24 protein-coding genes and 1 pseudogene are annotated in these 25,455 nt (G+C 70.5%); 15 read left to right on the forward strand and 10 right to left on the reverse strand.

What is annotated here, in order from left to right; genetic code table 11:
- The first annotated feature begins 60 nt into the window (after positions 1 to 60).
- Both ABTZ58_RS09320 and ABTZ58_RS09325 read left to right on the forward strand, forming a co-directional pair.
- Entirely contained in the window at positions 61 to 2,229 is a 2,169-nt protein-coding gene (locus ABTZ58_RS09320) for a discoidin domain-containing protein (protein ID WP_351352532.1), read from the forward strand.
- Positions 2,230 to 2,301: 72 nt separating this feature from the next.
- On the forward strand, positions 2,302 to 3,381 hold the full coding sequence (locus tag ABTZ58_RS09325; RefSeq protein WP_351352535.1) for a DUF1996 domain-containing protein: 1,080 nt from the start codon (positions 2,302 to 2,304) through the stop codon (positions 3,379 to 3,381).
- A gap of 111 nt (positions 3,382 to 3,492) precedes the next feature.
- On the opposite strand, the gene ABTZ58_RS09330 is transcribed toward ABTZ58_RS09325, so the two are convergent.
- Together ABTZ58_RS09330 and ABTZ58_RS09335 are read right to left on the reverse strand one after the other, a co-directional pair.
- On the reverse strand, positions 3,493 to 4,512 hold the full coding sequence (locus tag ABTZ58_RS09330; RefSeq protein WP_351352538.1) for a LacI family DNA-binding transcriptional regulator: 1,020 nt from the start codon (positions 4,510 to 4,512) through the stop codon (positions 3,493 to 3,495).
- A 108-nt stretch (positions 4,513 to 4,620) separates the two neighbouring features.
- A complete protein-coding gene (locus ABTZ58_RS09335) occupies positions 4,621 to 5,040 on the reverse strand; it encodes an arsenate reductase ArsC (protein ID WP_351352541.1) in 420 nt (139 codons plus the stop codon).
- A 168-nt stretch (positions 5,041 to 5,208) separates the two neighbouring features.
- Here ABTZ58_RS09335 and ABTZ58_RS09340 point away from each other — a divergent pair, with 168 nt between their 5' ends.
- The 5 genes from ABTZ58_RS09340 (at position 5,209) to uppS (ending at position 9,775) form a co-directional block, all read left to right on the forward strand.
- Positions 5,209 to 5,517, forward strand: a complete 309-nt coding sequence (locus ABTZ58_RS09340) for an ArsR/SmtB family transcription factor (protein WP_351352544.1) — start codon at positions 5,209 to 5,211, stop codon at positions 5,515 to 5,517.
- Positions 5,514 to 6,638, forward strand: a complete 1,125-nt coding sequence (arsB, locus tag ABTZ58_RS09345) for an ACR3 family arsenite efflux transporter (protein ID WP_351352547.1) — start codon at positions 5,514 to 5,516, stop codon at positions 6,636 to 6,638. Before ABTZ58_RS09340 ends, arsB begins: the two co-directional genes overlap by 4 nt.
- A gap of 263 nt (positions 6,639 to 6,901) precedes the next feature.
- Positions 6,902 to 7,480, forward strand: a complete 579-nt coding sequence (locus ABTZ58_RS09350; RefSeq protein ID WP_351352550.1) for a DUF6230 family protein — start codon at positions 6,902 to 6,904, stop codon at positions 7,478 to 7,480.
- Positions 7,477 to 7,881 carry a DUF6114 domain-containing protein gene (locus ABTZ58_RS09355; RefSeq protein ID WP_351352553.1) on the forward strand — a complete coding sequence of 135 codons (405 nt, stop codon included), beginning with the start codon at positions 7,477 to 7,479 and terminating at the stop codon, positions 7,879 to 7,881. Before ABTZ58_RS09350 ends, ABTZ58_RS09355 begins: the two co-directional genes overlap by 4 nt.
- 1 nt (position 7,882) lies before the next feature.
- The gene (uppS, locus tag ABTZ58_RS09360; protein WP_351352556.1) at positions 7,883 to 9,775 is read left to right on the forward strand and encodes a polyprenyl diphosphate synthase; all 1,893 of its coding nucleotides are present in this window, start codon (positions 7,883 to 7,885) and stop codon (positions 9,773 to 9,775) included.
- Positions 9,776 to 10,221: 446 nt separating this feature from the next.
- Here the strand turns inward: uppS and ABTZ58_RS09365 are convergent, their stop codons facing one another.
- Positions 10,222 to 10,710, reverse strand: coding sequence for a Rossmann-fold NAD(P)-binding domain-containing protein (locus ABTZ58_RS09365; protein ID WP_351352559.1), 489 nt, complete (start codon positions 10,708 to 10,710; stop codon positions 10,222 to 10,224).
- 226 nt (positions 10,711 to 10,936) lie between these two features.
- On the opposite strand from ABTZ58_RS09365, the gene ABTZ58_RS09370 reads away from it, so the two are divergent.
- Genes ABTZ58_RS09370 through ABTZ58_RS09380 form a run of 3 tightly spaced genes read left to right on the forward strand, consistent with a single transcriptional unit; the run spans position 10,937 to position 13,064 of the window.
- The gene (locus ABTZ58_RS09370; RefSeq protein ID WP_351352562.1) at positions 10,937 to 11,698 is read left to right on the forward strand and encodes a thaumatin family protein; all 762 of its coding nucleotides are present in this window, start codon (positions 10,937 to 10,939) and stop codon (positions 11,696 to 11,698) included.
- A gap of 20 nt (positions 11,699 to 11,718) precedes the next feature.
- Positions 11,719 to 12,588, forward strand: a complete 870-nt coding sequence (locus tag ABTZ58_RS09375) for a glycosyl hydrolase (RefSeq protein ID WP_351352565.1) — start codon at positions 11,719 to 11,721, stop codon at positions 12,586 to 12,588.
- 47 nt (positions 12,589 to 12,635) lie between these two features.
- A complete protein-coding gene (locus ABTZ58_RS09380; protein ID WP_351352568.1) occupies positions 12,636 to 13,064 on the forward strand; it encodes a septal ring lytic transglycosylase RlpA family protein in 429 nt (142 codons plus the stop codon).
- Between the two features lie 163 nt (positions 13,065 to 13,227).
- Here the strand turns inward: ABTZ58_RS09380 and ulaA are convergent, their stop codons facing one another.
- Positions 13,228 to 14,808, reverse strand: a complete 1,581-nt coding sequence (gene ulaA, locus ABTZ58_RS09385) for a PTS ascorbate transporter subunit IIC (protein ID WP_351352571.1) — start codon at positions 14,806 to 14,808, stop codon at positions 13,228 to 13,230.
- A 20-nt stretch (positions 14,809 to 14,828) separates the two neighbouring features.
- Positions 14,829 to 15,605, reverse strand: a complete 777-nt coding sequence (locus ABTZ58_RS09390; RefSeq protein WP_351352574.1) for a PTS sugar transporter subunit IIAB — start codon at positions 15,603 to 15,605, stop codon at positions 14,829 to 14,831.
- A gap of 266 nt (positions 15,606 to 15,871) precedes the next feature.
- Here ABTZ58_RS09390 and ABTZ58_RS40140 point away from each other — a divergent pair.
- The 5 genes and pseudogenes from ABTZ58_RS40140 to ABTZ58_RS09410 all read left to right on the forward strand — a co-directional run.
- Positions 15,872 to 15,998: pseudogene (locus ABTZ58_RS40140) on the forward strand (IS30 family transposase); the annotation flags it as partial.
- Positions 15,999 to 16,179: 181 nt separating this feature from the next.
- Positions 16,180 to 16,740: a DM13 domain-containing protein gene (locus ABTZ58_RS09395; protein ID WP_351352577.1), complete on the forward strand. Its 561-nt coding sequence runs from the start codon at positions 16,180 to 16,182 to the stop codon at positions 16,738 to 16,740.
- 367 nt (positions 16,741 to 17,107) lie between these two features.
- Positions 17,108 to 18,184 (forward strand): type III polyketide synthase, encoded by a 1,077-nt coding sequence (locus ABTZ58_RS09400; RefSeq protein WP_351352580.1) that lies wholly within the window; start codon positions 17,108 to 17,110, stop codon positions 18,182 to 18,184.
- Positions 18,181 to 18,747, forward strand: coding sequence for a cupin domain-containing protein (locus ABTZ58_RS09405; RefSeq protein WP_351352583.1), 567 nt, complete (start codon positions 18,181 to 18,183; stop codon positions 18,745 to 18,747). The genes ABTZ58_RS09400 and ABTZ58_RS09405 overlap by 4 nt, the downstream gene beginning before the upstream one ends.
- Positions 18,747 to 19,952 (forward strand): cytochrome P450, encoded by a 1,206-nt coding sequence (locus ABTZ58_RS09410; protein ID WP_351352586.1) that lies wholly within the window; start codon positions 18,747 to 18,749, stop codon positions 19,950 to 19,952. Before ABTZ58_RS09405 ends, ABTZ58_RS09410 begins: the two co-directional genes overlap by 1 nt.
- Before the next feature lie 215 nt (positions 19,953 to 20,167).
- Here the strand turns inward: ABTZ58_RS09410 and ABTZ58_RS09415 are convergent, their stop codons facing one another.
- From ABTZ58_RS09415 to ABTZ58_RS09435, 5 genes are all read right to left on the reverse strand, one after another.
- Complete coding sequence (locus ABTZ58_RS09415; protein ID WP_502996035.1) at positions 20,168 to 20,842, reverse strand: lytic polysaccharide monooxygenase auxiliary activity family 9 protein; 675 nt, start codon at positions 20,840 to 20,842, stop codon at positions 20,168 to 20,170.
- Positions 20,843 to 21,030: 188 nt separating this feature from the next.
- Complete coding sequence (locus ABTZ58_RS09420; RefSeq protein WP_351352592.1) at positions 21,031 to 22,323, reverse strand: ATP-grasp domain-containing protein; 1,293 nt, start codon at positions 22,321 to 22,323, stop codon at positions 21,031 to 21,033.
- The gene (gene cuyB / locus ABTZ58_RS09425; RefSeq protein ID WP_351352595.1) at positions 22,320 to 23,099 is read right to left on the reverse strand and encodes a cysteate racemase; all 780 of its coding nucleotides are present in this window, start codon (positions 23,097 to 23,099) and stop codon (positions 22,320 to 22,322) included. Before cuyB ends, ABTZ58_RS09420 begins: the two co-directional genes overlap by 4 nt.
- A complete protein-coding gene (locus tag ABTZ58_RS09430) occupies positions 23,096 to 24,355 on the reverse strand; it encodes an MFS transporter (RefSeq protein WP_351352598.1) in 1,260 nt (419 codons plus the stop codon). The genes cuyB and ABTZ58_RS09430 overlap by 4 nt, the downstream gene beginning before the upstream one ends.
- Positions 24,345 to 25,430 carry a MupA/Atu3671 family FMN-dependent luciferase-like monooxygenase gene (locus tag ABTZ58_RS09435; RefSeq protein WP_351352600.1) on the reverse strand — a complete coding sequence of 362 codons (1,086 nt, stop codon included), beginning with the start codon at positions 25,428 to 25,430 and terminating at the stop codon, positions 24,345 to 24,347. The genes ABTZ58_RS09430 and ABTZ58_RS09435 overlap by 11 nt, the downstream gene beginning before the upstream one ends.
- Positions 25,431 to 25,455 lie beyond the last annotated feature (25 nt).

Genomic DNA, 25,455 nt, shown 5'->3' on the forward strand with positions numbered 1-25,455 from the left:
TCACGCGGTGCTCCCGACCCCGCGTCGCCGTTGGCACTCCCCACACCGCCAGGAGCAGAAGTGTCCCCCCTGCCTTCGTACCGCAGACCAGCAGCGCGACGCGCTATCCCCCTGCTCGCCCTCGCCGCACTCGTGGCGTCCCCCCTCGCCCTCACCGCCCCGCCCGCCCATGCGGCGGAGACCCTGCTCTCCCAGGGCAGGCCCGCCACGGCCTCCTCCCAGGAGGGCGACGCCTACGCGCCCTCGGCAGCCGTCGACGGCGACCTCACCGGCACCCGCTGGGCCAGCCGGTGGAGCGACCCGCAGTGGTTCCAGGTCGACCTCGGACAACGGGCCGACCTGAGCCGCACCGTCCTGACCTGGGAGGGCGCGTACGGCAGGAGTTACCAGATCCAGGCGTCCGACAACGGCACGGACTGGCGGACCCTGAAGACCGTGACCGGCGGCGACGGCGGCACGGACGAGGTCGCCGTCTCCGGCTCCGGCCGCTACGTGCGCATGCTGGGCACCGAGCGTTCCGGCGGCTACGGCTACTCCCTGTGGGAGTTCCAGGTGTACGGGACCACGGACGGCACCCCGCCCGGCGGGGGAGGGGCGGTCAAGGTGGCCGGCTCGCAAGGGAACTGGCAGCTGACCGTCGGCGGCCAGCCGTACACCGTCAAGGGCCTCACCTGGGGTCCCGCGATCGCCGATGCCCCGAAGTACATGCCGGACGTGAAGTCCATGGGCGTCAACACGATCCGTACCTGGGGCACCGACGGCGGTACCAAGCCGCTGCTCGACTCCGCCGCCGCGCACGGCATCCGCGTCGTCAACGGCTTCTGGCTGCAGCCCGGCGGCGGCCCCGGCTCCGGCGGCTGCGTCGACTACGTCACCGACACGACGTACAAGAACACCATGCTCACCGAGTTCGCCAAGTGGGTGGAGACGTACCGGAGCCACCCGGCGACGCTCATGTGGAACGTCGGCAACGAGTCGGTCCTCGGCCTGCAGAACTGCTACAGCGGCGCCGCACTGGAAGCGCAGCGCAACGCCTACACCGCCTTCGTCAACGATGTCGCCAAGAAGATCCACAGCATCGACCCCGACCACCCGGTCACCTCGACCGACGCCTGGACCGGGGCATGGCCCTACTACAAGCGCAACGCACCCGATCTCGACCTGTACTCGATGAACTCCTACGGCGACATCTGCGGCGTCCGGGAGGACTGGGAGCAGGGCGGCTACACCAAGCCGTACCTCATCACGGAGGGCGGACCGGCCGGGGAGTGGGAGGTGCCCGACGACGCCAACGGCGTCCCCGACGAGCCGACCGACGTGCAGAAGGCCGAGGGCTACACCAAGGCCTGGGACTGCGTCACCGGCCACCGGGGCGTCGCCCTGGGCGCCACGCTCTTCCACTACGGCGTCGAGCACGACTTCGGCGGCATCTGGTTCAACCTCGTGCCCGACGGACTGAAGCGACTCTCCTACTACGCGGTCAAGAAGGCCTACACCGCAAACTCCGGCGGCGACAACACCCCGCCGGTCATCAGCGACATGACCGTCAGTCCCGCCTCGTCCGCCCCGGCGGGAGGCGAGTTCACCGTCCGCGCGGGCGTCCGCGACCCCGACGGCGACCCGGTCACGTACAAGGTCTTCCTCAGCGGCAACTACGCGAGCGGTGACAAGCGCCTGGTGGAGGCCAGGTGGCGCGCCACCGGCGACGGGACCTTCGCCGTGACCGCCCCCGAGAAGCTCGGTGTGTGGAAGGTGTACCTCCAGGCCGAGGACGGCCGCGGCAACGCCGGCATCGAGACGAAGTCGGTCAGGGTCGTCGCCCCGCCGGTCACCGGCACGAACGTCGCGCTGAACAAGCCCACCACCGCCTCCTCCTTCCAGCCCTCGTACGGCGACTGCCCGTGCGAGCCCGCCAAGGCGACGGACGGCAGGACCGACACGCGGTGGGCCAGCGACTGGAGCGACCCGCAGTGGATCCAGGTCGACCTCGGCACCGCCACCCCCCTCCGCAAGCTCCAGCTCGTGTGGGACCCCGCCTACGCCAGGGCCTACGAGGTCCAGGTGTCGGACAACGGCACCGCCTGGCGCACGCTCCACACCACGACCACCGGCAACGGCGACGTCGACACCATCGACGTCGCGGCGACCGCCCGGCACGTACGACTGCACCTGACGGCGCGTGGCACCGGCTGGGGCTACTCGCTGCACGAGTTCGGCATCTACAGCTGACGACGGTGAAGGGCGTCCGGCGTCGCCCGTCGCACCACCTGCACGTGTCACTCCAGTGGGCAAGGAGGCCCCATGAGACCACGTTCGAAACTCCCCGCGCTGTTACTCGGCAGCGCGCTCCTCGCCGGCGCGCTCGGCGTCGGCACGGTCGCCACGGCCGCCGGCCCCGGCGACACCACGGTCACCCCGGCCGCTGGTCACGCAGGGCACACCATGGCGGTGTCGACCCGGGCCTCCGCCGACGACCCCGACGGCGACGGCTACATCCCGGCCGTACCCCCCGTCACCGGGGTGGCCCCGTCCGACGCCACCCCGCCGCCGCGCTACCACAAGGAGTTCCAGGCCAACTGCGCCGTCACGCACACCGCGCCGGACGACCCGATCGTGTACCCGGGGCAGCCCGGCAGGTCCCACGACCACACCTTCATGGGCAACACGTCGACGCACGCCGGCAGCACGACCGCGAGCCTCTACGGAGGCGCCACCACCTGCCTGGCACCGGCCGACGCCTCCGCGTACTGGATGCCCTCCCTGTACAGGGGCGACAAGAAGATCCTGCCGGTCGGTCCGCAGGTCATCTACTACAAGGCCGGCGTCACCGACTACACGAGCGTGCGCCCGTTCCCCAAGGGGCTGCGGTTCGTCGTCGGAGACCCCTTGCAGAGCGCCCAGGAGTTCCGCGGTCACAAGGGCTTCGTCGAGGGCTGGGAATGCGGTGACAGCTTCTTCAACGTCGACATTCCGGCCAGCTGTCCCAGCCGCCCCGACGTGCAGCTCAACATCCGTTTCCAGGCGCCCAGCTGCTGGGACGGCAAGTACCTCGACACTCCCGACCACAAGAGCCACATGGCCTACCCGGTCGTCAAGCCCGGCACGAACGACAACATGTGCCCGGCCTCCCACCCCGTCGCCCTGCCGATGATCGAGTTCAAGATGGCCTTCCCGGTCAACGGTGACATGAGCCAGGTCCGCCTGGCCAGCGGCCGCGGATATTCCTTCCACTACGACTTCTTCAACGCCTGGGAGGAGCGGACCCTCAAGGCACTGGTCGACCACTGCATCGTGGGCGGCCTCCAGTGCGACACGCGCGGCTACGACCAGAACCACCCGGAGCGCGGCGCGGTGCTGAACGCGGACCACCGGCTGCCTTGACCCGGCCGGAGCCACACGGGCCCGGCCACCCGCGAAACAGGGTGCAGCCGGGCCCTTCCCGCCGCCCGCACGCCTCCCGCCGTGCGGGGCCGTCACGGAAGGCGCGCCGGGTCAGGCGGACTCGCGTACGACCAGTTCCGGCGCGAAGACCCGGATGCGAGGTTCGGTACGGATGCCCTGGACCTGCTCGTCCAGCATCCTGGCCATCGCCGCCGCCATGTCCTCCACCGGCTGGCGCACGGTGGTCAGCGGCGGCCGGCAGCTCACGGCGACGGTCGAGTCGTCGAATCCGACGACGGCGACGTCCTGCGGTATACGCCTGCCCAGCTCCCGCAGGACCTGGCAGGCGCCCTGGGCCATCAGATCGTTGGCCGCGAACACGCCGTCCACCGCGGGGTGGTCGCGCAGCAGCGCGGCCATCGCCGCCGCCCCGCTGTCCAGCGTGAAGGTGCCCTCGGCCGTCGGGATGCTCCCGTGCCCGGCGCGGTCCAGGGCGTCGCGGAATCCGGCGAGGCGGTCCCGGCCGGCCCTGAGCTCCTGAGGAGCGCTGAGCGCCGCCACACGACGGCAGCCGCGCGCCAGCAGACGCTGCGCGGCCAGGCGTCCCCCCGCGTAGTGGTCCAGGTCGACGCAACTGACCGGTGCGGCCCGAGCGGGACGCGCGAACAGCACCGTGGGGACCTGGGCGGACAGGAGCATGCCCGGCAGAGGGTCGTCCGGTTGCACGGAGACCACCAGGGCTCCGTCCGCACTGCCCTGCCTCAGGTAGTCGACCACCTGAGTCCTGGCCGCCTCCGACTCGGTGAACAGCAGCACCGGCTGCATCGCGCGTGCCCGCAGATACCCCACGACGCCGTTGACGACGCGGCCGAAGAACGGGTCGGCGAACACGCGGCCGGCGAAGGCGTCGCCCGCGCCCGAGATGATGAGGGCCACGGTTCCGGTGCGCCGGGTGACCAGCGCCCTTGCCGCGCGGTTCGGCGTGTAGCCCGTCCGTTCGATCGCGCTGCGGACCAGGTTCTGGATGCTGGGATCGACGTTGCGTACGCCGTTCACGACCCGCGACACGGTGGCCCGGGAGACCCCCGCCTCCCGGGCGACATCCTCCAGCGTCGGGGCCTGCCTGTTCATGGGGGAACTCTAACTCCGGGCACTTGCGTGGGCACAGGACGTCAGATCGTCGTCCGGTTTCCGCCCCCGTGCTCTGACTCGCGCGCCCGGCCGGCTGTGTCCTGAGGGTCACGCCTCGTGCTTGGCGTCGATCTCGGCGATGAGGGCTTCGATGCGGGTCCTGATCTCGTCGCGGATGGGGCGGACGGTGTCGACACCCTTGCCGGCCGGGTCCTCCAGGGCCCAGTCGAGGTACTTCTTGCCGGGGAAGACCGGGCAGGCGTCGCCGCAGCCCATGGTGATGACGTAGTCGGACGCCCGGACGGCCTCGGTGGTGAGGATCTTCGGCTGGGCGGCGGAGATGTCGATGCCGACCTCGGCCATCGCCTCGACGGCCGCGGGGTTCACCTGGTCGCCGGGGACGGATCCGGCGGAGCGGACCTCGACGCGGTCGCCCGCGAGGTGGTTGAGGAAGCCGGCGGCCATCTGCGAGCGGCCGGCGTTGTGGACGCAGACGAACAGCACGGAGGCGAGCGGGGTGGAGGACATGCGTTCTTCCTTCACAAGGTGAGTCGTGGGGTGATGCAGGGGTTCTTCAGGTGCCTGGCAGGCCGGCGCGCAGGTCGGTGATGCGGCGGACATGGGCAGACCGCTCTCGGCGGACCACGATTCAGTGCTGGCTGACATCAGCTTCGGATGATGTGACAGTATCAGCCCATGATGACGTCAGTCGACACTGACCTGATCCGGGTGCTGGCCGACCCGCTCAGGCTCCGGATCGTGACCCTGCTCGCCCGCGAGACGCTGTGTACCACCCACCTGGTGGAGGAGACCGGTGCGAAGCAGACCAACCTTTCCAACCACCTGAAAGTGCTGCGCGAGGCCGGTGTCGTCGAGACCGAGCCGTGCGGACGCTTCACCTACTACAAGCTCCGTGCGGACGTCATCGCCCACCTGGCCGTGCAGTTGACCGGCCTCGCCGAACAAGCCCGTACCGCCGCCGACAACAAGAGGGCCTGCCCGTGACCTCCACCGAGCCCACCACCGCCTCCGCTCCGGCCGGAGCCGGGGACGACTCGATCGTCAGCAGGCTCTCCACTCTCGACCGCTACCTCGCGGTGTGGATCCTGCTGGCCATGGCCGTCGGTCTCGGCCTGGGCCGGATCATCCCGGGGATGAACGACGCGCTCGCGAAGATCGAGGTCGGCGGGATCTCCCTGCCGATCGCGCTCGGCCTGCTGGTCATGATGTACCCGGTCCTGGCCAAGGTCCGCTACGACAGGCTCGATCGCGTGACCGGCGACAGGAAGCTGCTGGTCTCCTCACTGGTCATCAACTGGATCGTCGGGCCCGCGGTGATGTTCGCGCTGGCGTGGATCTTCCTGCCGGACCTGCCCGAGTACCGCACCGGCCTGATCATCGTCGGCCTGGCCCGCTGCATCGCGATGGTCATCATCTGGAACGACCTCGCCTGCGGCGACCGCGAGGCCGCCGCCGTCCTGGTCGCGCTGAACTCGGTGTTCCAGGTCCTCGCGTTCGGCCTGCTGGGCTGGGTCTACCTCGACCTGCTGCCGCGCTGGATGAACCTCGGTGACGGCCAGGGCCTGGACGTGTCCGTCTGGCACATCGCCCTGAACGTCATCGTCTTCCTCGGCATCCCGCTGCTGGCCGGCTTCCTCACCCGACGCATCGGCGAGCGGAAGCTCGGCCGTACCGCCTACGAGGCGAAGTTCCTGCCGAAGATCGGCCCGTGGGCGCTGTACGGGCTGCTGTTCACGATCGTCGTGCTCTTCGCCCTGCAGGGCAGGACCATCACCTCCCAGCCGCTGGACGTCGCCCGGATCGCGCTGCCACTGCTGGTCTACTTCGCGGTCATGTTCTTCGGCACCTTCCTGCTCGGCAAGGGTCTGGGCCTGGCCTACGACCGCACCGCCACCCTGGCGTTCACCGCGGCGGGCAACAACTTCGAGCTGGCCATCGCCGTCGCCATCGCCACCTTCGGCGTCACCTCCGGCCAGGCGCTGTCCGGTGTCGTCGGACCGCTCATCGAGGTGCCGGTGCTGATCGGTCTGGTCTACGTCGCGCTCGCCTGGCGAAGGAGGTTCACCGCCGGTCAGCAGCTCACGGCCGTTGCGCCGGAGAGCTGACCCGCCGGCGCGGCGTGCGCGCTGGGGTGCGTGTGCGGCGGCTCATCAGGTGTACGCCGCCCGTTGTCCGCAGCCCCCCGGTGTGGGCAGTACGACCCTCCTCGACGGGCGAGGACCTCGTCGAAGCCGACCAGGTCGACCGTCGGCTGAGCCTCGACACCGCTCGGCAACCGGCGCGCAAGTCGTATCAGCCGATCGTGCGTTGGGCGGTACTTCAGCCCGCGGCGGTCGTTGAGCCAGCCGTGATCAACAACAGCCTCCCCGTGACAGACAGCGGGCACACGAGTTGTCGACGATTCGCTCTGGCGCTGGCTCCCCTGCTCGTGGGTGCCGGCGCTCTGCTGGCCGGGAGCGCGACGGGAGCCGTCGCGATGGCCTTCGCCGGGGAGGTTCCGGTCACGGTCCATGCCGCGCGAGTGTCCGCCTCGGGGGTGTCGGCCTCCCCGGCGGCCGCGGGCCGTGGCGGACTGCTGCCCGCGCTGGCCACGCGAGCGGAGCGGGCCACAGTGGAGGACGCCTGCGTGACCTCGACGGCCCGCCTGCCGGTCGTCGGCGCGGTGACGGCGGTCGTACGCATCGAGCGCGCCTCCGCCACCGGTCTGACGGTGGAGGCGGGCAAGACCACGGCCCGGTCGGTGAAGCTTTCCGCAGCGAAGTTCACCACGCCGAGGGTGTCCCTCCAGGAGCCCACGGGCCTGTTCACCGTCGGTGCTCAAGAGGTCAGCGGCCGCACGGTGGCCACCCAGCCGCATGCCTTCACCGCCGGGACGATCACGGCCCAGGGCGTCACCGTCGATCTGCGTCAGGGCGCGGGCGGCTGCGAGCGGAAGGCGGCCCGGTGAGTGCGACCGTGCCGTCCGGCCGGTGGTCCCGATGGCAGGGGTGGCGCCGGGGACGGCCGTTCGCGGCGGGGTTGCTGTTGTGGCTCGGCGGCCTGGAGCTGATCTGCGTGTCGTGGGCGGGGCTGGGCTTCCTGCGGTTCACCGGCACGGCGGGCGCCGCCTCGTGGGCCCTGGGTGCCCTGTTCGTCGTTGCCGGTGTGACGACGTGGCGCAACCCGGCACTGCGTTGTTTCTCCGGTGTCCTGGCCGCAGTGCTGTCCCTGGTCAGTCTGGTCGCCGCCAACCTCGGCGGGCTGTTGCTGGGCTTCCTGCTCACCGCCGTCGGCAGCGCCCTGGCCCTGGCCTGGATCCCTCAGCAAGCAGCCACGGCACCGGAAGACACCCCGGAAGAGGAGGCGTGACGTGAGGCATCCGGCTGTGCCCACCACCCGGTTCTACCAGCGCTGCGGCATCCGCGATGCGGACCTGCGCCGCGGCTATGAGGCGTGCCGCCGCGCAACACGCACCGCGGGCGAGATCGAATACGCCGTCTCTCTGCTGATGCCGCCACCACTGCGGATCGCCACATGGGCGCTGCTCGGAGCCGGATACTGCGTGGACCACCTCGTCGACGCGGCCGACGCTCCCGGCGGGGAGGCCGGATCCACCGGCGGTCCGGGCCCAGGGCGGGCCGAGCGGCTGGAGGCATGGATCTCGGCGTTCGAGGCGGACCTGCGCGACGGCCGCGGCACCGACCCGGTGCGGCAGGCGCTGATCCACACCATGCTGACCTGGAACCTGCCGCCGGGTTTCCTGCACACGCAGTTCGAGGAACTGCGCCAGGACGTCCAGGGCAAGCAGTTCGCGACCTGGAAGGAGTGGCGACGCAACAGCAGACTGGTCGTCGTCCCGTTCGCGCTGCGAGCGGCCTCGCTGCTGCTGCGGGCCGCGGGCCTGTCCGGCGAGCCCGAGGCGATCGCCGCGGGCGTGCCGGAAGCGGTGGTGGCGTGGCAGACCGCCGCCGACGCCGTCTATCTCACCGACAGCCTCGTCGATCTCTCCGAGGACCTGGGCCGCGACCACGTACCGCTGCCACAGGAAGCTTTGGACGAGGCCGGAGTGCGCCGCGTGGACCTCCTTTCCCGGCGTGCCACCCCTGCGTTCGAGGACATGGTGCGCCGCTTGGCCGGCCGGGCCCGTACATGGCTGGACCGGACCCCGCTGCCACGCGTGCTGCACCCGGCGGTCAGCATCGCGTTCGACACCTACACCGACCTGTACCGGCTGCGTCTGAAGGCGGCGGCCGATGCCCCTGCCGCACTGCTGCACCGCCGCCCGGCGCTGCCACGCGGCGCCCGGCTGCGCCTGCTGCTGCCCGCCCGCGCGAAGGCGGCGCTGGCCTGGGGCCTGTTCCCCTTCCCCATCCAGCCGGGGCCGCTGCCGGACCCCGTACCGGTCGGCGCGCCTGAACAGCTCGGCCTGGCCGGGGAAGTCCGCCGGCTCGCCGCCCAGCGGAGCCCGATCGTCCCTCCGACACCCCATACGTCCGGCGCCCGCCCGCCCAAGCTGCCCCCCGAGGCCATGCCGCGTCACGTTGCGATCATCATGGACGGCAACGGCCGCTGGGCCACCAGCCGGCGCCTGCCGCGCAGCGACGGCCATCGGGCGGGTGGCGCGGCACTGGTCGACGTGGTCCACGGTGCCCTGGAGATCGGCCTGACTCACCTGACGGTGTACGCCTTCTCCACCGAGAACTGGAAACGCCCGGCCGACGAACTGCACGCCTTGATGGACGAGATCCCCGAGGGCCTGCGCCGTCTGGCGAACGAGACCGAGCCACTGGACGTCCGCGTGCGCTGGGCAGGAGTGCGCGGGCGTCTGCCGGCCGATGCCATCGAGGCGCTCGCCGACGCCGAGCGCGCCACCCGCGATCACACCGGGCTGACCCTGACCCTGTGCGTCAACTACGGCGGTCGCGCCGAGATCGCGACAGCCGCAGCGAAACTCGCCCGGGATGCGGTCGCCGGGCGGATCGACCCGGGCTCGGTCTCCGAGCACGCCTTCGCTCGCTACCTGCACGTCCCGGAACTGCCCGACGTCGACCTGCTGCTGCGCACCGGAGGCGACCAGCGCACCTCGAACTTCCTTCCCTGGCAAGCCACCTACGCCGAGTTGCTGTTCCTCGACACCCCCTGGCCCGACGTGGACCGCCGCGACCTGTGGCACGCCATGGAACAGTACGCCCGCCGCACCCGCCGCTACGGCTCGGTCCCCCGCATCCCCGCCCAGCCCACCACCTCGACCGGCCTGCGCTGACCTCCGGGTGATCACGCTCAGCTTCCGTGACTGCCCTTCCCCGTCTGACTTCTCCGGGGTTGGTGGACCTCGGTTCACCGGACGTCACAGTGAGTGCTCGAGCGGGGCCGGGGGAGCCGGGTGGCCAGGGGGGGCGGCGCTACGTACCAGTGGCGTGGCCATGATCCCTGCCACGCTCGTACGGCCGGCGATGTAGGCGTCGAGGCGACGCCAGGCCGGAGGCAGGCGGGTCAGGGCGGGGCGTGAGGTGGAGACACCGGGCCGGTCAGCGCGTCACGCGCACGCACCAGAGCCGCACGGACCGGGCCCGGCCCGCCGTTCCGGTCCACCGACGACGACACGGTCGCCGAGACGCAGCCGGACATTCCCGAGTGGTCCGGCCGCGACGCATGGAACGCCGCCGTCGAGGACGCCGGTCACATCGTCACCCGCCGCTGCCCCGCCGCTCAGCCCGAGAAACGCAGGGCGACCGCGAGTGCCTCGGCCAGGGTCACGGGCGGGCGGCCGATCAGGCGGCGCAAGTCGCCCGAGTCGGTGTACATTTCGCCGCGGCTCATGCCGCGGTCGGCGTCAGCGCGGACCTCCGCCAGTTCGCCGGGGAGGCCCGCGGCGGCCAGTAGCTGGGCGGAGTCGGCCACTGGGAAGTCAGAGCAGGCAACCGGCTTTCCGGCCGCAGCGGAGATCGCTGCGGCGAGCTCGGTGAGGGTGAAGGACTCGTCACCGCCGAGCTCGTACACGGCGCCGGCGTGCCCATCGGCGGTGAGGACGACGGCTGCGGCCTCGACGTGGTCGGCGCGGGACGCGGCGCTGATCCGGCCCTCGCCCGCGGCGCCGACGACGGCGTCGTTCTGCAGGCCCGGTAACCGGCGGCGGCCGGCTGTCCGGTCATAGCCGGCTGCCTTGCCGGGGGGCGGCTTGACGCGGGGGGTGCTCACCCCAACAAGGAGCTTCCGCCTGCCGATCCGCGCTGACCGAAAAGCGCGGCATCGCGAAGGGGTATTGGTACAGGCCATTGACAGGGCCGGGGGAGGGTCGCTGTCATATGGGGCTGTCATAGCCCCTTCCTCACCCTTCCCTTCTCTCCTCTTCACCTCAACCCCTCACCCCCACCGTTCGTACGACGGAGGAGTTGTGCGCAGAGTTCTGCTACTCCTGACGGCCATGGCCGCCACCCTCTTGTTCATCGTCACACCGAACGCGGCCACCGCTACCAGCGGCGGCACGCTCGACGACACCGTCCCGGCGGCCGCCTCAGCCGTCAATCACACGGTCACGTTCGTCAACAACACCGGCCGGAAGATCTGGGTCGGCAGTCAGGTCAACGCCGACGGGTCGAAGAACTTCGGTTCCCTGCCGATCCTTGAGGCGGGTCAGTCGGCGACGATCACCATCCCGGAGACGTCCGAACCCGGCCACTGGCGCGGCAAGTTCTTCGCGCGCATGGGGTGCACCGGTGTCCCCGGCAGCACCTTCCACTGCCAACTCGGCGACTGCGGCGTGTACGACGATCACTGCGCGCCGAACACGAGCGAACAGCCGGTCAGTCTGGCGGAGTTCAACTTCGACAGCGCGGACGGTCTCGCCCCCTGGTACAACGTCAGTTACGTCAACGCCTTCTCGGTCCCGATCACCATCACTCCCACAGGTGTGACCGGCACCGGCGGCGGCTGCGCCACCATGGGCTGCGCCGACAACCTGCTGCCCAAGTGCCCGGCCGCGAACCTGACGCGCTGGGCCGACGGCACCCCGATGCTCTGCACCAACCCGAACCGTGACGCCAAGACCGCGTACAGCGACATGATCGCCACCAACTGCCCCAAGGCGTACGGCTGGTCGAAGCAGGACCAGGAACCCGGCAATCAGGTGATGCAGCAGTGCAGCCGGTGCACCGGCTTCACCGTCACCTTCCACCGCGGCGCCTGAAGGGACGGACAACGGACAGCATGCGCAGAAGGAACGTACTGACCGCACTGATGACGGCGCCGATCGCCCTCTCGGCCATCGGCCGCACCGCCACAGCCGCACCGGCGACCGGCACGGCCGCGACGACCGGCACGGCCGCGACGACCGGCGCCGCCGAGACGAAGAAGAAAGGCGTCAGCGCCTGGGACTTCAACGGAGTCACCCAGTGCCTCGCCGACTCCCGGGCCGGGTGGTTCTACACCTGGTCCTCGAGCCGGGGCGCCATCACCGTACCGGCCGGCGTCGAGTTCGTCCCCATGATCTGGGGCCCCAACTCCGTGACCGACGCCGAACTGAACCAGGCCAAGCAGCAGGGCACCACACTGCTCGGCTTCAACGAGCCCGACCACCCGGGGCAGGCGACCATGAGCGTGACGCAGGCACTCGACCTGTGGCCGCGGCTTCAGTCGACCGGCCTGCGCCTGGGCGCACCCGGGGTGGCCACCGGAGCGAACGTCGCCGGCGGCTGGCTGGACTCCTTCCTCCAAGGTGCCGCCGCCCGGGGTCTGCGTGTCGACTTCATCCCCGTGCACTGGTACGGCGCCGACTTCGACGCCACCAACGCCACCGCCCAGTTGCGTGGTTACCTCCAGGCCACCTACGACCGGCACAAGAAGCCGCTGTGGCTCACCGAGTACGCGCTGATCGACTGGTCGTCCGGTACGGCGAGGTACCCGACGCAGGCCCAGCAGGCGGCGTTCGTGCAGCAGTCGACGGCCATGCTCCAGAACCTGCCGTTCGTCGAGCGCTACGCCTGGTTCACGCTCTCCACCAGCCGCGGCGACGGCACCGGCCTGTACGACGGCACGACCGCCACGCAGGTGGGTGCCGCCTACCGGTCCGCCGGCTGAGCCGCACCCTGTCACACACCCCCCACCCGAACCTCGGAAAGGCCCTGATGATGCGCGCGCTCACCCTCGCTCGCCTCGCCGTCAGCATCGCCGCGCTGCCCACCGTGCTCGTCGCGGCACCCAGCAGCACCGCCGCCCCCGCCACTGCGCAGGCCGACACCTGCTGGGCCACGCACTACGGCCCCATACCGGCGGGCGCCTACACCGCCAGCGGTGAGATCTTCGACAACAACGCGGACACCGCGGCGACTTCGCTGACCCGCAACCCGCAGCTGCCGTTCGGCACCCGGGTGCGGGTCACGAACGTCGCGAACGGCGCGTCCCTGGTCGTCCGCATCAACGATCGCGGCACCTTCCAGCAGACCCCGCAGGAGCCCAAGTGCCTCGACCTGACCGACGGCGCCTTCCAGCGGCTCGGCGGGATCATCAACCCCGACCAGGGGCACATCGTGGTCACGCAGGAGGTGCTGCCGTGAGGTGAGCGGCCCGCTCGGCCGACCGCCGGGCCCAGGCCCGGCGGGGTCCGACCCGCCGGGGTGACCACGGCCCTGCAGGGCGGCGACGCCCTGCAGGGCCGGCTGCGTGTTCGCGTTCCCCCGGCACCTGCCCGACGGCCGGTTCGTGAACGGCGGGTCGGCGTCAGCGTGCCCGCCCTGTCTGCTGTGGGGGCGGCGGGGGAGTGGGTGCGCCCGCGGGCGGGGCTATCTTGGCGTACCCGGTGGCGGCGGTGCCCTCCCCGGTGCCGGCCGTGGTGGTCTGCCGATCGGCCGCGGTGGTGCCGGCTGTGGTGGTGCCGCCCGGGATCCAGCCCCGGTCGACGACGCGGACCTGCATGAGCCATGCGCCGGCCAGGAGTACGACTCCGAGGGCGAGCATGCCGAGGAGGCCGGCGGTGCCGTCGAGTTCGGCGACATTGCCGAGCAAGGCTCCGAACCATCCGAAGTCGGCGTCGCCGAAGGTGGTGTTGGCGTCACCGAAGTCGCCCAGGACGCGCAACAGCAGGGCGGGCAGGAAGGTGATCAGGACGCCGTTGAGGAAGGCCCCCGCGACGGCGCCGCGGCGGCCGCCGGTGGCGTTGCCGTAGACGCCGGCTGCTCCGCCGGTGAAGAAGTGGGGGACCAGTCCGGGCAGGACGAGGGCGAGACCGAAAGCGGGGTTGAGGATCCAGATGAGGGCGGCCAGGGCGGTGAGGCCGCCGAGGAAGCTGGAGATGAAGCCGACGAGTACGGCGTTCTGGGCGTAGGGGAAGACGATGGGCGCGTCGAGTGCCGGCTTGGCGCCGGGGACGACGCGCTCGGCGATGCCCTGGAAGGCGGGGACGAGTTCGCCGAGGATGGTGCGGACGCCGAAGAGGATGACGGCGACGGCGATGCCGAACTGCAGGCCCTGCATGAGGGACTGCATGAGGTAGTCGCCGAGTCCCGTGGCGGTGGTGCCGAAGGCCTTGAAGGCGGTGGCGCGCCCGGCTTTGGCGAGGAAGAGCAGGCTCATCACCAAATAGACGAGCACCATGGACAGGGCGGTGGCGACCATGGAGTCGCGCAGGAAGCGCAGTCCTTCGGGCAGGCGCATGTCCTCGGTGCTGCGGCTGGGCCTGCCGATCTTGTTGACCAACTGGCCGGTGGCGCCCGCGGTGATGTAGCCGGCGGTGCCGAAGTGGCCGATGGCCACGCTGTCGTCTCCGGTCACCTTCTTGGTCCACGGGTGGGCGAGCGCGGGCAGGGAGACCAGAAGGATGCCCAGCAGTACGCCTCCGCCGAGGACCACCGCGAGGGAGGGCTGCCCGGCGGTGGCCATGACGATGGTGAGCATGGTGGCCATGAACAGCATGTGGTGGCCCGTGAGGAAGACGTAGCGCAGGGGCGTGAAGCGGGCCAGCAGGAGGCTGACGAGGAACCCGGTGATCATCAGCCAGGCGACGCGGGCTCCGAACTCGTCCTGTGCGATGCCCGCGATGGCCTCGTTGGTGGGAATGACTCCGTGCGTTCCGGTGCTGCCCTGGATCATCTTGCCCAGGGGGTCGAGGGCGGCGGTGACCAGCCCGGCTCCGGCGCCGACGAGGAGGAGTCCGAGGGTGGCTTTGATGGCCCCGCCGGCGATCTGCCCGGCGCTCTTCTTCAGGGCGATCAGGCCGACGGCGGTGATGAGGCCGATGAGGTAGGCGGGTTGGCTGAGGATCTCGTTGACGAGGAACGTGGCGGGGGCGATGAGCCAGTCCATGAGAGGGCCTCCTTTCGCGGTCAGACGCTGTAGGTGTCGCGCAGGACGGTGTCGACCTCGGCGGTGCTGGTGAAGTCCTGCACGATCTTCACGGGCACCCCGACATCGCCGAGCGTGCGGGCGATCTCGCGGGAGGTGAGGATGGCGACCGCCTCGGAGGCCTTGCCCTTGGCGGAGATGGTGTCGGTGGCCTCCACGCTGACGTACCGGGACCAGCCCCAGCGGTCGAGGACCTGCTCGAGGGTGTTCTTCAGGAACAGGCTCGTGCCCACGCCGTTGCCGCACACGGTGAGGATCTTGTGGTGGGACGCCGCCTCGGCGGCCGGCGTGGTTCGGACTGCCGGTGCCGCTTCGGCGTCCAGGAGGGCGAGAACTTCCGAGGCGCTGCGGGCCTGATCCAGAGCGGTGGTCGTGGCGGGGTCCGACAGGGAACGGGCAAGGGCTGCCATCGCCTCGGTGTGAGCTGATGGGTCGGTGGCGGCCAGCGCCACGACCAGTGAGACGGGATCGTTGGTGTCATGGCCGAAGCGGACCGGCTCGTGCAGACGTATCCATGCCATGCCGGTTCTGAGCACGGCCGGGGACGGCCGGGCGTGCGCGAAGGCCACGCCGGGAGCGATGACGATGTAGGGGCCGTTCTCCTCCACGTTGGTGATCATCTGGGTGGTGTAGTCGGCGGTGCTGACGCCGTCGTCGACCAGGGCCTGCCCTGCGGCGCGGATCGCCGCGCGCCAGTCGGGGGAGTGGACGCCGAGTCGCACGGCGGCGGGGGACAGCAGCGTGGTGAGCGCGGTCATGACGCGGCGACTCCGTGGTGAGCGGGGGTGGTGGAGTGGGTGCCCGAGGCGGTGGGCGACGCGGGACACGGAATGACCGCGGCCGTATCGGGGCGGGCCGGCTGTCTGGCGAGCTTCGTCATGATCACACTCGTTCCCCGGTGGAAGCGGAGACAGTGCTGCTGCGTGGGCCTCGATCGATTTCGGACCCGACTCGGTCATCGAGGCCTCCGCTGCGGGCCCTTGAGTTCTGGCGGTCGTCGCAACACCCCAGCTCAAGGGGTGCGATGTTCGGGATCCGCAGGACACGGACGGTGGCCCAGGGCCGCAGGAAGCTGACCCGTGAGCGGGAGGAACACTTCCGGCTCGTGCAGCAGGGCGTGAGTTACACGGAGGCGGCCAGGCTCGTCGGCGCCAGCCGGAGCGCGGTCCCGCGCCCGGTTGACGCGCTGCATGTTTCCGAGGCCGACCGTGCCGGCATCCACGTGGGTCACGGCAGCGGCGTAAGAGTTCCGTCATCTCTCGTGGTGGTCATGACGCCTTCCTGGCTCGTTAGATGGGGAGTTACAGAAGCTCTCAGGAAATGAGGCAGGGCATGGCACGTATACGGACGGTGCTGGGCAGGCCGCTGGTCATCGGCGCGTTGACGACAGCGGTCATGGGCGCCGGTCTCGGGCTGTACTGGTTCCAGCCATGGAAGCTCTGGCAGGACGAAACCGTGCAGGAGGCTCTGCCCAGCGCGGTCGCACCGACGTCACCTCCGGCCGGAGCGCCCTCCGCGTCGGCTGATCCGGCTCCCCGGCCCAGGACGCTGGCGGGCGGCGCCTTGATCAGCCACGAGCACGCCACCTCGGGCAGGGTGAAGCTCGTACGGCTCGCCGACGGCTCCCATGTCGTTCGGCTGGAGGACCTCGACACCAGCAACGGCCCGGATCTGCGGGTGTGGCTGACCGACGCGCCGGTGAAGGAGGGGCGGGCCGGGTGGCACGTCTTCGACGACGGCGCGTATGTCAGCCTCGGCAAGCTCAAGGGCAACAAGGGGAGTCAGAACTACGCCGTGCCGGCCGACGTCGACCCGTCCCGGTACACCAGCGTGAGCATCTGGTGCGACCGCTTCGACGTGTCGTTCGGCGCCGCCGAACTGGCGCGCACCTGACCCCGTACGCGCAGGCGCGTGCGAAGTCCTCCGCGGGCCGGTCCAGCAGCCGTGCGGGCCCAGGGTCGAGACCCCGCGGTTGCGGGTGAGGGCGCGCGGGGGGGCGGTGCGCACAGTGCGGTGGACAGCGGTGGCGAAGGCGGGGAAAGAACGGCCGGCGTGAAGCCTGTGACGATCTCGGCTCGCCCATCGCGGAGACGAGCGCCCCGCGCACCCCGGAGGCCGTTCCCGTGTGTACCGGCTCGGCGGACGTGCTGCCGTTTCGCCGATAGGAGGGGTTTGCCTCTCATGCGCCCGGACGGGGCCCTGCCGCCTTCCAGTATGGGAACTCGGTCCCATCGCATTCGGGTAAGGGCAGGGATATCGCATGGCAGTCCTGTGTCGACCGGCGGTCTCGGTCCCGGAGTACGTCATCACCATGGAGGAGACACTCGAGCTCGCACGTGTGCGGCACGCGGACCATCCCCAGCTGGGCCTCGCGCTGCGCCTGATCGAGAACACCGGGGTGCGGACTCGTCATCTCGTGCAGCCGGTCAGCCGGACCCTCACCCACCCGGGGTTCGAGGAACGCAACCGGCTCTATGCGCGGGAGGCGAAGTCCCGTGTGCCTCCGGTCGTCCAGCGCGCGCTGGAGGACGGCGAGGTGCGAGCCGCGGACATCGACATGATCATCTACGTGTCCTGCACCGGCTTCATGATGCCTTCGCTCACGGCCTGGCTGATCAATACGATGGGCTTTCCCTCGCACACCCGGCAGCTGCCCATCGCTCAGCTGGGCTGCGCGGCGGGCGGAGCCGCCATCAACCGGGCGCACGACTTCTGCTCGGCCCATCCCGGGGCCAACGCCCTCATCGTGGCATGCGAGTTCTGCTCGCTGTGCTACCAGCCCACCGACATCGGTATCGGATCACTGCTGTCGAACGGCCTGTTCGGTGACGGTGTGGCCGCCGCCGTCGTCCGTGGCAGGGGCGGCCACGGCATCAGCCTGGAACGCAACGGCTCCTATCTCATCCCGGGCACGGAAGACTGGATCGCGTACGACGTACGGGCAACCGGCTTCCATTTCCTGCTGGACAAGCGGGTACCGGGCACCATGGAGCCGCTCGCCCCCGTACTGCGGGGCCTCGCCGACGGGCACGGCTGGGACGCCTCGGATCTCGACTTCTACATCGTGCACGCGGGCGGGCCGCGGATCCTCGATGACCTGAGCAGATTCCTGCACGTCCCGCCGGACGCCTTCCAGCACAGCCGGGCCACGCTCACCGAGTACGGGAACATCGCCAGCGCCGTCGTACTGGACGCGCTGCGCCGCCTGTTCGACGAGGGCGGCGCGGTCGACCGGGCGCGCGGCCTGCTGGCCGGCTTCGGCCCCGGCATCACCGCAGAGATGGCGCTCGGCCGCTGGAGCCGTAACCCCAGCCCCGCTTCGAAGGGGGCCCGATGACCACCGTTCACCCCTTGGCGGCAGCACCCACCGAACGCGGCCTGATCGTGCCGCCCGGGGAAGGCCGGACTCTCCGTGCCGCCGCCCAGCACGTGACGTTCAAGGTGACCGGTGCGCGATCACGTTTCTCGTCGAGCTTCGAGGTGCTCGTGCCCCCCGGCTTCGACGTCGGCGCGCATGTCCACGCGCGCAGCGAGGAACTGTTCTACGTCCTCGAAGGCGAACTCGACGTCCTCGCCTTCGAGCCGCGCGTACGTACGGCGGAGGACTGGCGGGGGTGGCAGTCACCGAAGGGCGAGCGTGTGGTCCGGGCCACGCCCGGCACCGTCATTCTGGTGCCACCCGGCTGCCCGCACGCTTTCGCCAACCCCACCGGCGATCCGGCCCGGATGTTCTTCCAGTCATCCCCGCCCCCCGACCACGAGCGCTACTTCGAGGAACTCCTGGAGCATCTCTCCGCCGACGGCCCCGTGGATCACGAGGCCATCGCCGCCCTGCGCCGCCGCTACGACATCGAACAGATCACGCCGCTGCGCCATGACCAGCCCACCGGGAACGTGTGATGCCGGACGAAACCGCCCCCTTGTACGAGGTCTCGGACCTGACCGCCCTCGACTTCGACCCCTTCCTCCGCGAGGCGCTGCAGGCCGGACCGCTTGTCCGTATCCGGCTGCCGCACGGAGCTCCCCAGGAGTGCTGGCTTGCGGCACGGTACGAATCCGTCCGGTTCGTCACCTCCGATCCCCGGTTCAGCCGGGACATCGTCGGCCGGCCGCTGCCCACCATGAACAAACACCTCATCCCGCTGGACCGGGCGGTCAGTTTCGTCGACCCGCCCGACCACACCCGGGTCCGCTCGGTGGTCTCCTCGGCGTTCAACCGTTCCGCTATCGCGGCTCTGCGTCCGCGCGTCCAGGCCGTGCTCGACGAACACATCGACGCCATGATCGCGGCCGGTCCGCCCGCCGACCTGGTGCAGCACGTGACCTCCCCCTTCCCCTCGCATGTCACCGGGGCTCTGCTGGGGGTGCCGGAAGCCGACCGTCCGCAGTTGTGCACCTGGGCGAACGCGGTCCTGACCCGGGCGAAGGACGAAGCAGAGGTCGCCAAGGCCCGGCAGGCCAAGGAAGACGCCAGCGCCTTCTTCGCCGACCTGGCCCGCCGGCGCCGGGTGAATCCGCAGGACGACCTCATCAGCGAGATGGGCGCCGAGGTCAGCAGCGGCAAGATCGAGGAAGTGGAACTCCTCGCCCTGGTCACGCTGATGGCCTTCAACGGCTGGCACGCCGTACGCAACCACACCTCCAACATGGTCTACCTCCTCCTGACCGACGAGAGCCTGAGGAGCCGGCTGCTGGACGACCCGCACGCCGTCCCGGCGGCCGTGGAGGAACTGCTGCGCTGGATCCCGCACAAGCACGGGGTGGGACAAGCACGGATCGCCACCGAGGACGTCGAGGTGGGAGGCGTCCTGGTGCGCGAAGGGGAGGCCGTCTACGTCTCCTATGTGGCAGCGAACTGGGACGAGCGGGTCTATCCCGACCCGCACCTGATCGACGTCGACCGCGACGGCCCACCCAACCTGGCCTTCGGGTACGGGCCTCACCACTGCCTGGCGCCACTGCTGGCGCGGCTGGAAGCCGAAGTGCTGCTCACCACCCTCATCACACGGCTTCCCGGCCTGCGACTGGCCACTGATCCCCACGACGTGGTCTGGCAGAAGGACGTACTCATCCGAGGACCACTCAGCCTGCCGGTCACCTGGTAGAACACCGGCGGCTCTCACAGGGTGGGGATGTCTTCAGAGCCCGGCGCTGAAGAAGAGCACAGCCTCCGGATCGGCTGTGCTCACACCAGGGGAGCGGGGAGCCCTGTCGGGGCAGGGTGTCCCCATGGGTCCCCTGCCCCGACGGAGTTCGGTCGGCCGGGCGGCGGATCACCGACGCCCGGCCGGGGCCGGTGCCGTGTGCGGCACTCTCCGGCTCACCCGAAGTTGACGTCGCTGCACCACATGTAGGCCTGGTCGAGGTGCGAGGCCTGCCAGATCACGAACAGGATGTGGTGTCCGGTGTAGCCGGAGGTGTTGACGTTGAACCTGATGTCCTGTGCCGGGGCGAAGCGGCCGGTCTGCGTGATGAAGTCGAGGTTGCCCCAGCCCAGGGTCTGGGTCTTGGGGTTGAAGCCCTGCTTGCTCACGTAGACCCGGAAGTAGTCGGCACCGTGGGATGCCTGGTCGTGCAGCTGGACCGTGAAGTTGTTGCTGACGTTGGTCGTCTTCCACGGTCCGGGCTTGTCCAGGCTGGCGTTCCTGGAGAGGTTGTTGCTGCAGAGCGTCCCGTCGGGCGTCCGGGCCTGGAACTGGCCGCCGAGGCCGTCGCGCAGGGCGCTCATCCAGTTCCACATGGTGTCGGGGTTGGCCTGGAACGCCTGGTAACACATGGGGTCTTCGGTCTGCATCGCCGGGCTCGTGTGGTTGCTGCCCCACGTCTTCCAGCACTGGTACGCCCGGGTGGCGGGGTTGACGATGGTGCCGTGCGCCTGGGCGGGGGTCGACCAGGCCAACGCGCCGACCACCACGGCGAACACCATGACGAGCGCCTGAAGAGGCCGGCGGAGGAACGACCGCGAACGCCCGGTTAATGGACTCTCTTTGCGCATGTGGGGGGACTCCTTCCAGTTGAAGGGCTGTCATGGGAGCGCTCCCAACAGTACGACTGCTGAGTGAAATGTCAATGCAACAAACAAAGTTGATTACGGGGGTGGGTGGGGAGCCGGAACCTCTGATGCTGCGGCGGCCGGTTCACGACTCCCCGTACGAGGGAGCCCGCCTCGAAACAGTCGTCTCCCTACGTCAGGGCACCGACGTGGGGGACCTGATTGAGCTCTGCCACGAGGTCGCGGTAGCGGCGAAGCCCTTGGGCGCCGTCCTCCCCGGCCGCCGGATCGGGCTCGGTCACGAACCGCACCCGGGAGGCCAGCGACCGGGCCAGCTCCCGCGCGGCCTGGGCCGTCTCGGCCGTCACCACCACATACCCGGCCCGGTCCAGCGACCAGCGGACCCGGGGGATGAGCTGGCCCACCTCGAAGTTGAGGTGGAATTCGACGACACCGGCGTGGGCGCGCGCCTCGTCGGCGCCCTCGATGGCGACCAGGCGGCCGGGCTCGGCCTCGAAGAAGACGACGGCCGCACCGCCGTTCGCCGCGGGACGCTCGGTGAGCGGCTGGAGCAGACCGGTGGCCCAGGCGAGGCCGGCCTCCTCCAGGTCTATGCCGTGGACGGCGTGCGTCATGGTGTTGATCCGGTCGCCGCCGCGCCGGTTGTGGCTCTCGACCACGCGGGGCCCGGCGGGCGTGAGCTTCAGCTCGGTGTGCGACAGACCGTTGCGCAGACCGACCGCGTCCAGGAAGTCGGACACCGTGCGGCACACCTCCTCCTCCAGGGAGGGGTCCAGCTGGGCGGGAATGGCGTGTCCGAACTCGACGAATCCCGTTCCGGTGATCTTGTCCGCGATGGCGATCGGCACGTGACGGCCGTCGAAGGAGAGAGCGTCCACGCTGATCTCCGGGCCTTCGAGGTACTCCTCCAGCAGGAACTGCTTCAGGTCGAGTCCGCTCAGCGCGGCGTACGCGGACTCGGCCGCCTCGGCGCTGTCGATCCGGTGGATGCCGATGCTCGCGGAGCCGCCCAGTGGTTTGGCGATCAACGGGTAGCCATGGGCCGCGCCGAACTCCCTGATGTCCTCAAGGCTCGACGCGACGGCCGCCCGCACGGTGCTGACGCCGCGCTCCGCGGTGTGCCGGCGCATGCGCCACTTGTCGGTCAGCAGCGCCACGGTCTCGGAGGAGACACCGTCCAGGCCGAGCGCGTCGTTGAGCAGGGCGGCGGTGATGACGCCCTCCTCCTGAACGGTCAGCACGGCCGCGAACGGCCTACGGTCGTGCAACGCGCGGACGCAGTCGACCAGTTCCCGCGGATCTGCCTGGTGCCGGAGCACCAGGCAGGTCTCGTCCTGCACGGCGTCGACGGGGAGCTTGCGGAACTCCTCGGGGGTGTACACGCAGACCACGTCCAGCTTCAGCCGCCTGGCCCGCTGGAGCATCGGTGGTTTGGGCGAGACGAGACAGACACGCGTGTTCATGGTCGTTCCTTCGGGTGATCGGGGCGCGACAGACGCCGGGCGAGGGCCACGGCGTCCTGGGCCAGTGCTGTGGTCGTGTCGAAGACGGGGAGGTTCTCGGCCTGGTGACCGAGCACCAGGGGGAGTTCGGTGCATGCTGCGACGATCATGCCCGCTCCGGCCCCGGCGACGCTTCTGACCGCTGGGGCCAGTGCCTGCGCGGCGACCTCCAGCTTGCCGGCCTTGATCAGCCGTACGGCCCGCATCACGGACCGCTGCTGCAGCAGCGGCGGGGGGACGACGGCGTCGATGCCCTGCTCGCGCAGACCCTCCTGGTACAGGCCCGTCACCAGCGTGCCGGTGGTGGCGAGGAGCCCCACCCGGGAGACCGACGGCGCGGCCGCGCGCAGCCGGAGCACACTGGCGTCGATCATGCTGAGGATGGGGACCGCCGAGGCTTGCCGCAGTTCCGGGAGGAAGGCGTGCGCGGTGCTGCAGGGCATGGCGATGATCGCGGCCCCCGCCGACTGGAGCAGGCGCACCCCTTCGAGCAGGCGGGGGAGCGGGCTGGGCCCAGCCGACAGGATGGCGTCGGTGCGGTCCGGCACCGTGGCGTCGGACCACACCAGCGTCCGCAGATGTTCCTGGTCACTGGCGGCGGGTGTCTCCCGTACCAGCTTGGCGAAGAAGTCCGCCGTGGCGGCCGGCCCCATGCCGCCGAGCACGCCGACGATGCCGGAGGCCGCCGGATCGGGTGCCGGCGTCGCGGTCCGGTATCCGGAGGTGACCGCGCTCACCGCGCCGACCGCCCGTTCACGGCGAGCGCGTCGTCCTTGAGGAGGGCCCAGGGCACCAGGCCGCCGAGCAGCACGACCACGCCGACCAGCAGCCACACGGGGGTGCCCCGGTCGACGAGCGGTCCCACGATCAGCAGCGGCCCGACGAGGTCCTGGCCCACCCGGCCCAGGTTGTAGAAGGACAGGTACCGTCCGAGCGACTCCTTCGGGGCGAGCTCGAAGGACAGCGGTGTACTCGCGATGAACAGGCTCTCGCCGGCCGTGTGGGCGAGCATGGCGACCACGAGGACCGCGAGCGCCACCCAGGCGTCGCCCACCGCCCCGGCCCCGGCGTAGGCGAGACACGCGGCGCAGACGGCGACACCGCCGAGCGCCGACGCGCGCAGGGCGGCGGAGAAGTCGGCGAACATCCGGTTCACCGGTACCTGGGCCGCCATGGCCAGCGCGCCGTTGAGGGCGAGCAGCGCGGTGAGGCTCCAGTTGGGAGAGCTGGTGGCGTGGACGATCCACAGGGGCAGCACCAGCGACAGGATCGTGTTGTGCGTCTGGGCCACGCCATTGACGATCGTGATGGCCAGGTACCGGCGGTCGCGCAAGGGGGAGGCCCCGCCGCGGCGTTCCTTGTCCCGTCCGGTCGGCGCGGGTTCCGCCTTCGGGACGTGCAGCCGGGCCACGAGGAGCGCGGCGACGATGAAGGACGCGGCGTTGATCCCGATCCCCACCAGGTACAGGGCGCTGGAGCCGGTGACGACGGGCAGGGTGGCGGCCAGCGACCCGAGCACGATCGCCCCGTTGCGTGCCGAGAACACGGTGCCCAGGATCGTCGCCCGGTCCTTGGCCTCGAACAGCCGGCCCATCAGGGCCTGGTTGATGGCGGGACTGGCCCGGTCGGCCGTGGTCACGACGCAGGCGAGCACCACGAACAGCCAGTACTGCTCGGCGAGCAGGTACAGGCCGTAGCCCACGGCCCGCACGCCGAACAGCACGATGAGGCCCTTCTGCGGCCCGACCCGGTCCGCGAGGGCGCCGATGCGGGGCCCGAGGAAGAACGCGCAGAGGCTGCCCAGGGAGATCGCCAGCCCGACGGCGGAGACGCTGAACCCGCGGACGGTGGTGAAGAACAGGACCGAAGTCGCCGTGAAGATGCCGGTGCCGAAGGAGTCGGCGGTCACACTCGCCAGCAGCAGTCTGGTCTCAAGCCGTTGCAGCATCAGCACGTCGCGCAGACGCGCCCACCGGGCGAGGTCAGTGCTCACTCTCGACGACCTCACGTCCGGGGCCGCGGTCGCCGGCGAGCGCGGCGATCAGCGGGACCACCGCGGGGATCCGCTCGCTGGGTACGCCGAAGTCGACAAGACAGGCGATGTCGTCGACACCCGCCGCCGCCACCCGGTCGGCCATGCCCCGGCAGGTGTCCGGGGAGCCGATCAGGGAACCACCCTCCAGATAGCGCTCGTAGGTGGCGTCCAGCAACTCGTCGAGGAGGTCCTCGGGGATCTCGTCGTCGGGCAGGACATGCCCGCCGCTGATGGTGCCGCCGCCCTGGGCGGCCCGGAGTTCCAGCTTCACCGCGGAGCGCAGATAGTCGCGGAACGGGGCGCGGCTGCGGGCCTCGGCGGCCTCCGGGTCGACGTCCAGGTGGGTGTGCAGCATCAGGGAGACCGTGCCGGTGGCCGGGTCGAAGCCGGCGTCCGCGCGGGCCTTGCGGTAGAGGGCCACCTTCTCGGCGAGCTGGTCCAGGTTCTGCCCGATCAGGTGGGTTAGCACGTTGAGGCCGCGGGCCCCGGCGTCCTGGAAGGTCCGCGGGTTCCCCGACGAGGTGATCCAGATCGGCAGCTCCGGCTGGACGGGCCGGGGGTGCAGGCGTGCCGCGAAGGGCTGCCCGGTGCCGTTGGGGAGCTCGACGTCCTCCCCCCGCCACAGGGCGCGCACCGTGTCGATCTGCTCCAGCATCACCTGGTGCCGCGACTCGTAGGCGTCGGGGGCCAGCACGAAGTCGTTGGCGTTCCAGCCGGAGCCGAAGGAGACCGCCGCACGGCCGGACGACCAGTTGTCGACGACGGACCAGTCCTCGGCGATGCGCACCGTGTGGTGCAGTGGCGAGATGAGGCTGCCGGCCCGCAGCTGGATGCGCTCGGTCGCGGTGGCCAGCGCGGCGCTGGTGAGCGCCGGGTTGGGGAACACGCTGCCGAACTGGTCGAAGTGCCGCTCGGGTGTCCACACCGCGTCCAGGCCGTGTGCGTCGGCCAGACGGCTGGTCTCCAGCACCGTCCGGCAGGTCTCCTGCGGGGCCGCCTCGCCGGAGGCGAAGAACATGACGCTGAAGCGCAAGGGGACTCTCCTGTCTTTCGGCGGG

The sequence above is a fragment of the Streptomyces sp. NPDC094143 genome (assembly GCF_040303825.1).
Lineage (GTDB): Bacteria > Actinomycetota > Actinomycetes > Streptomycetales > Streptomycetaceae > Streptomyces.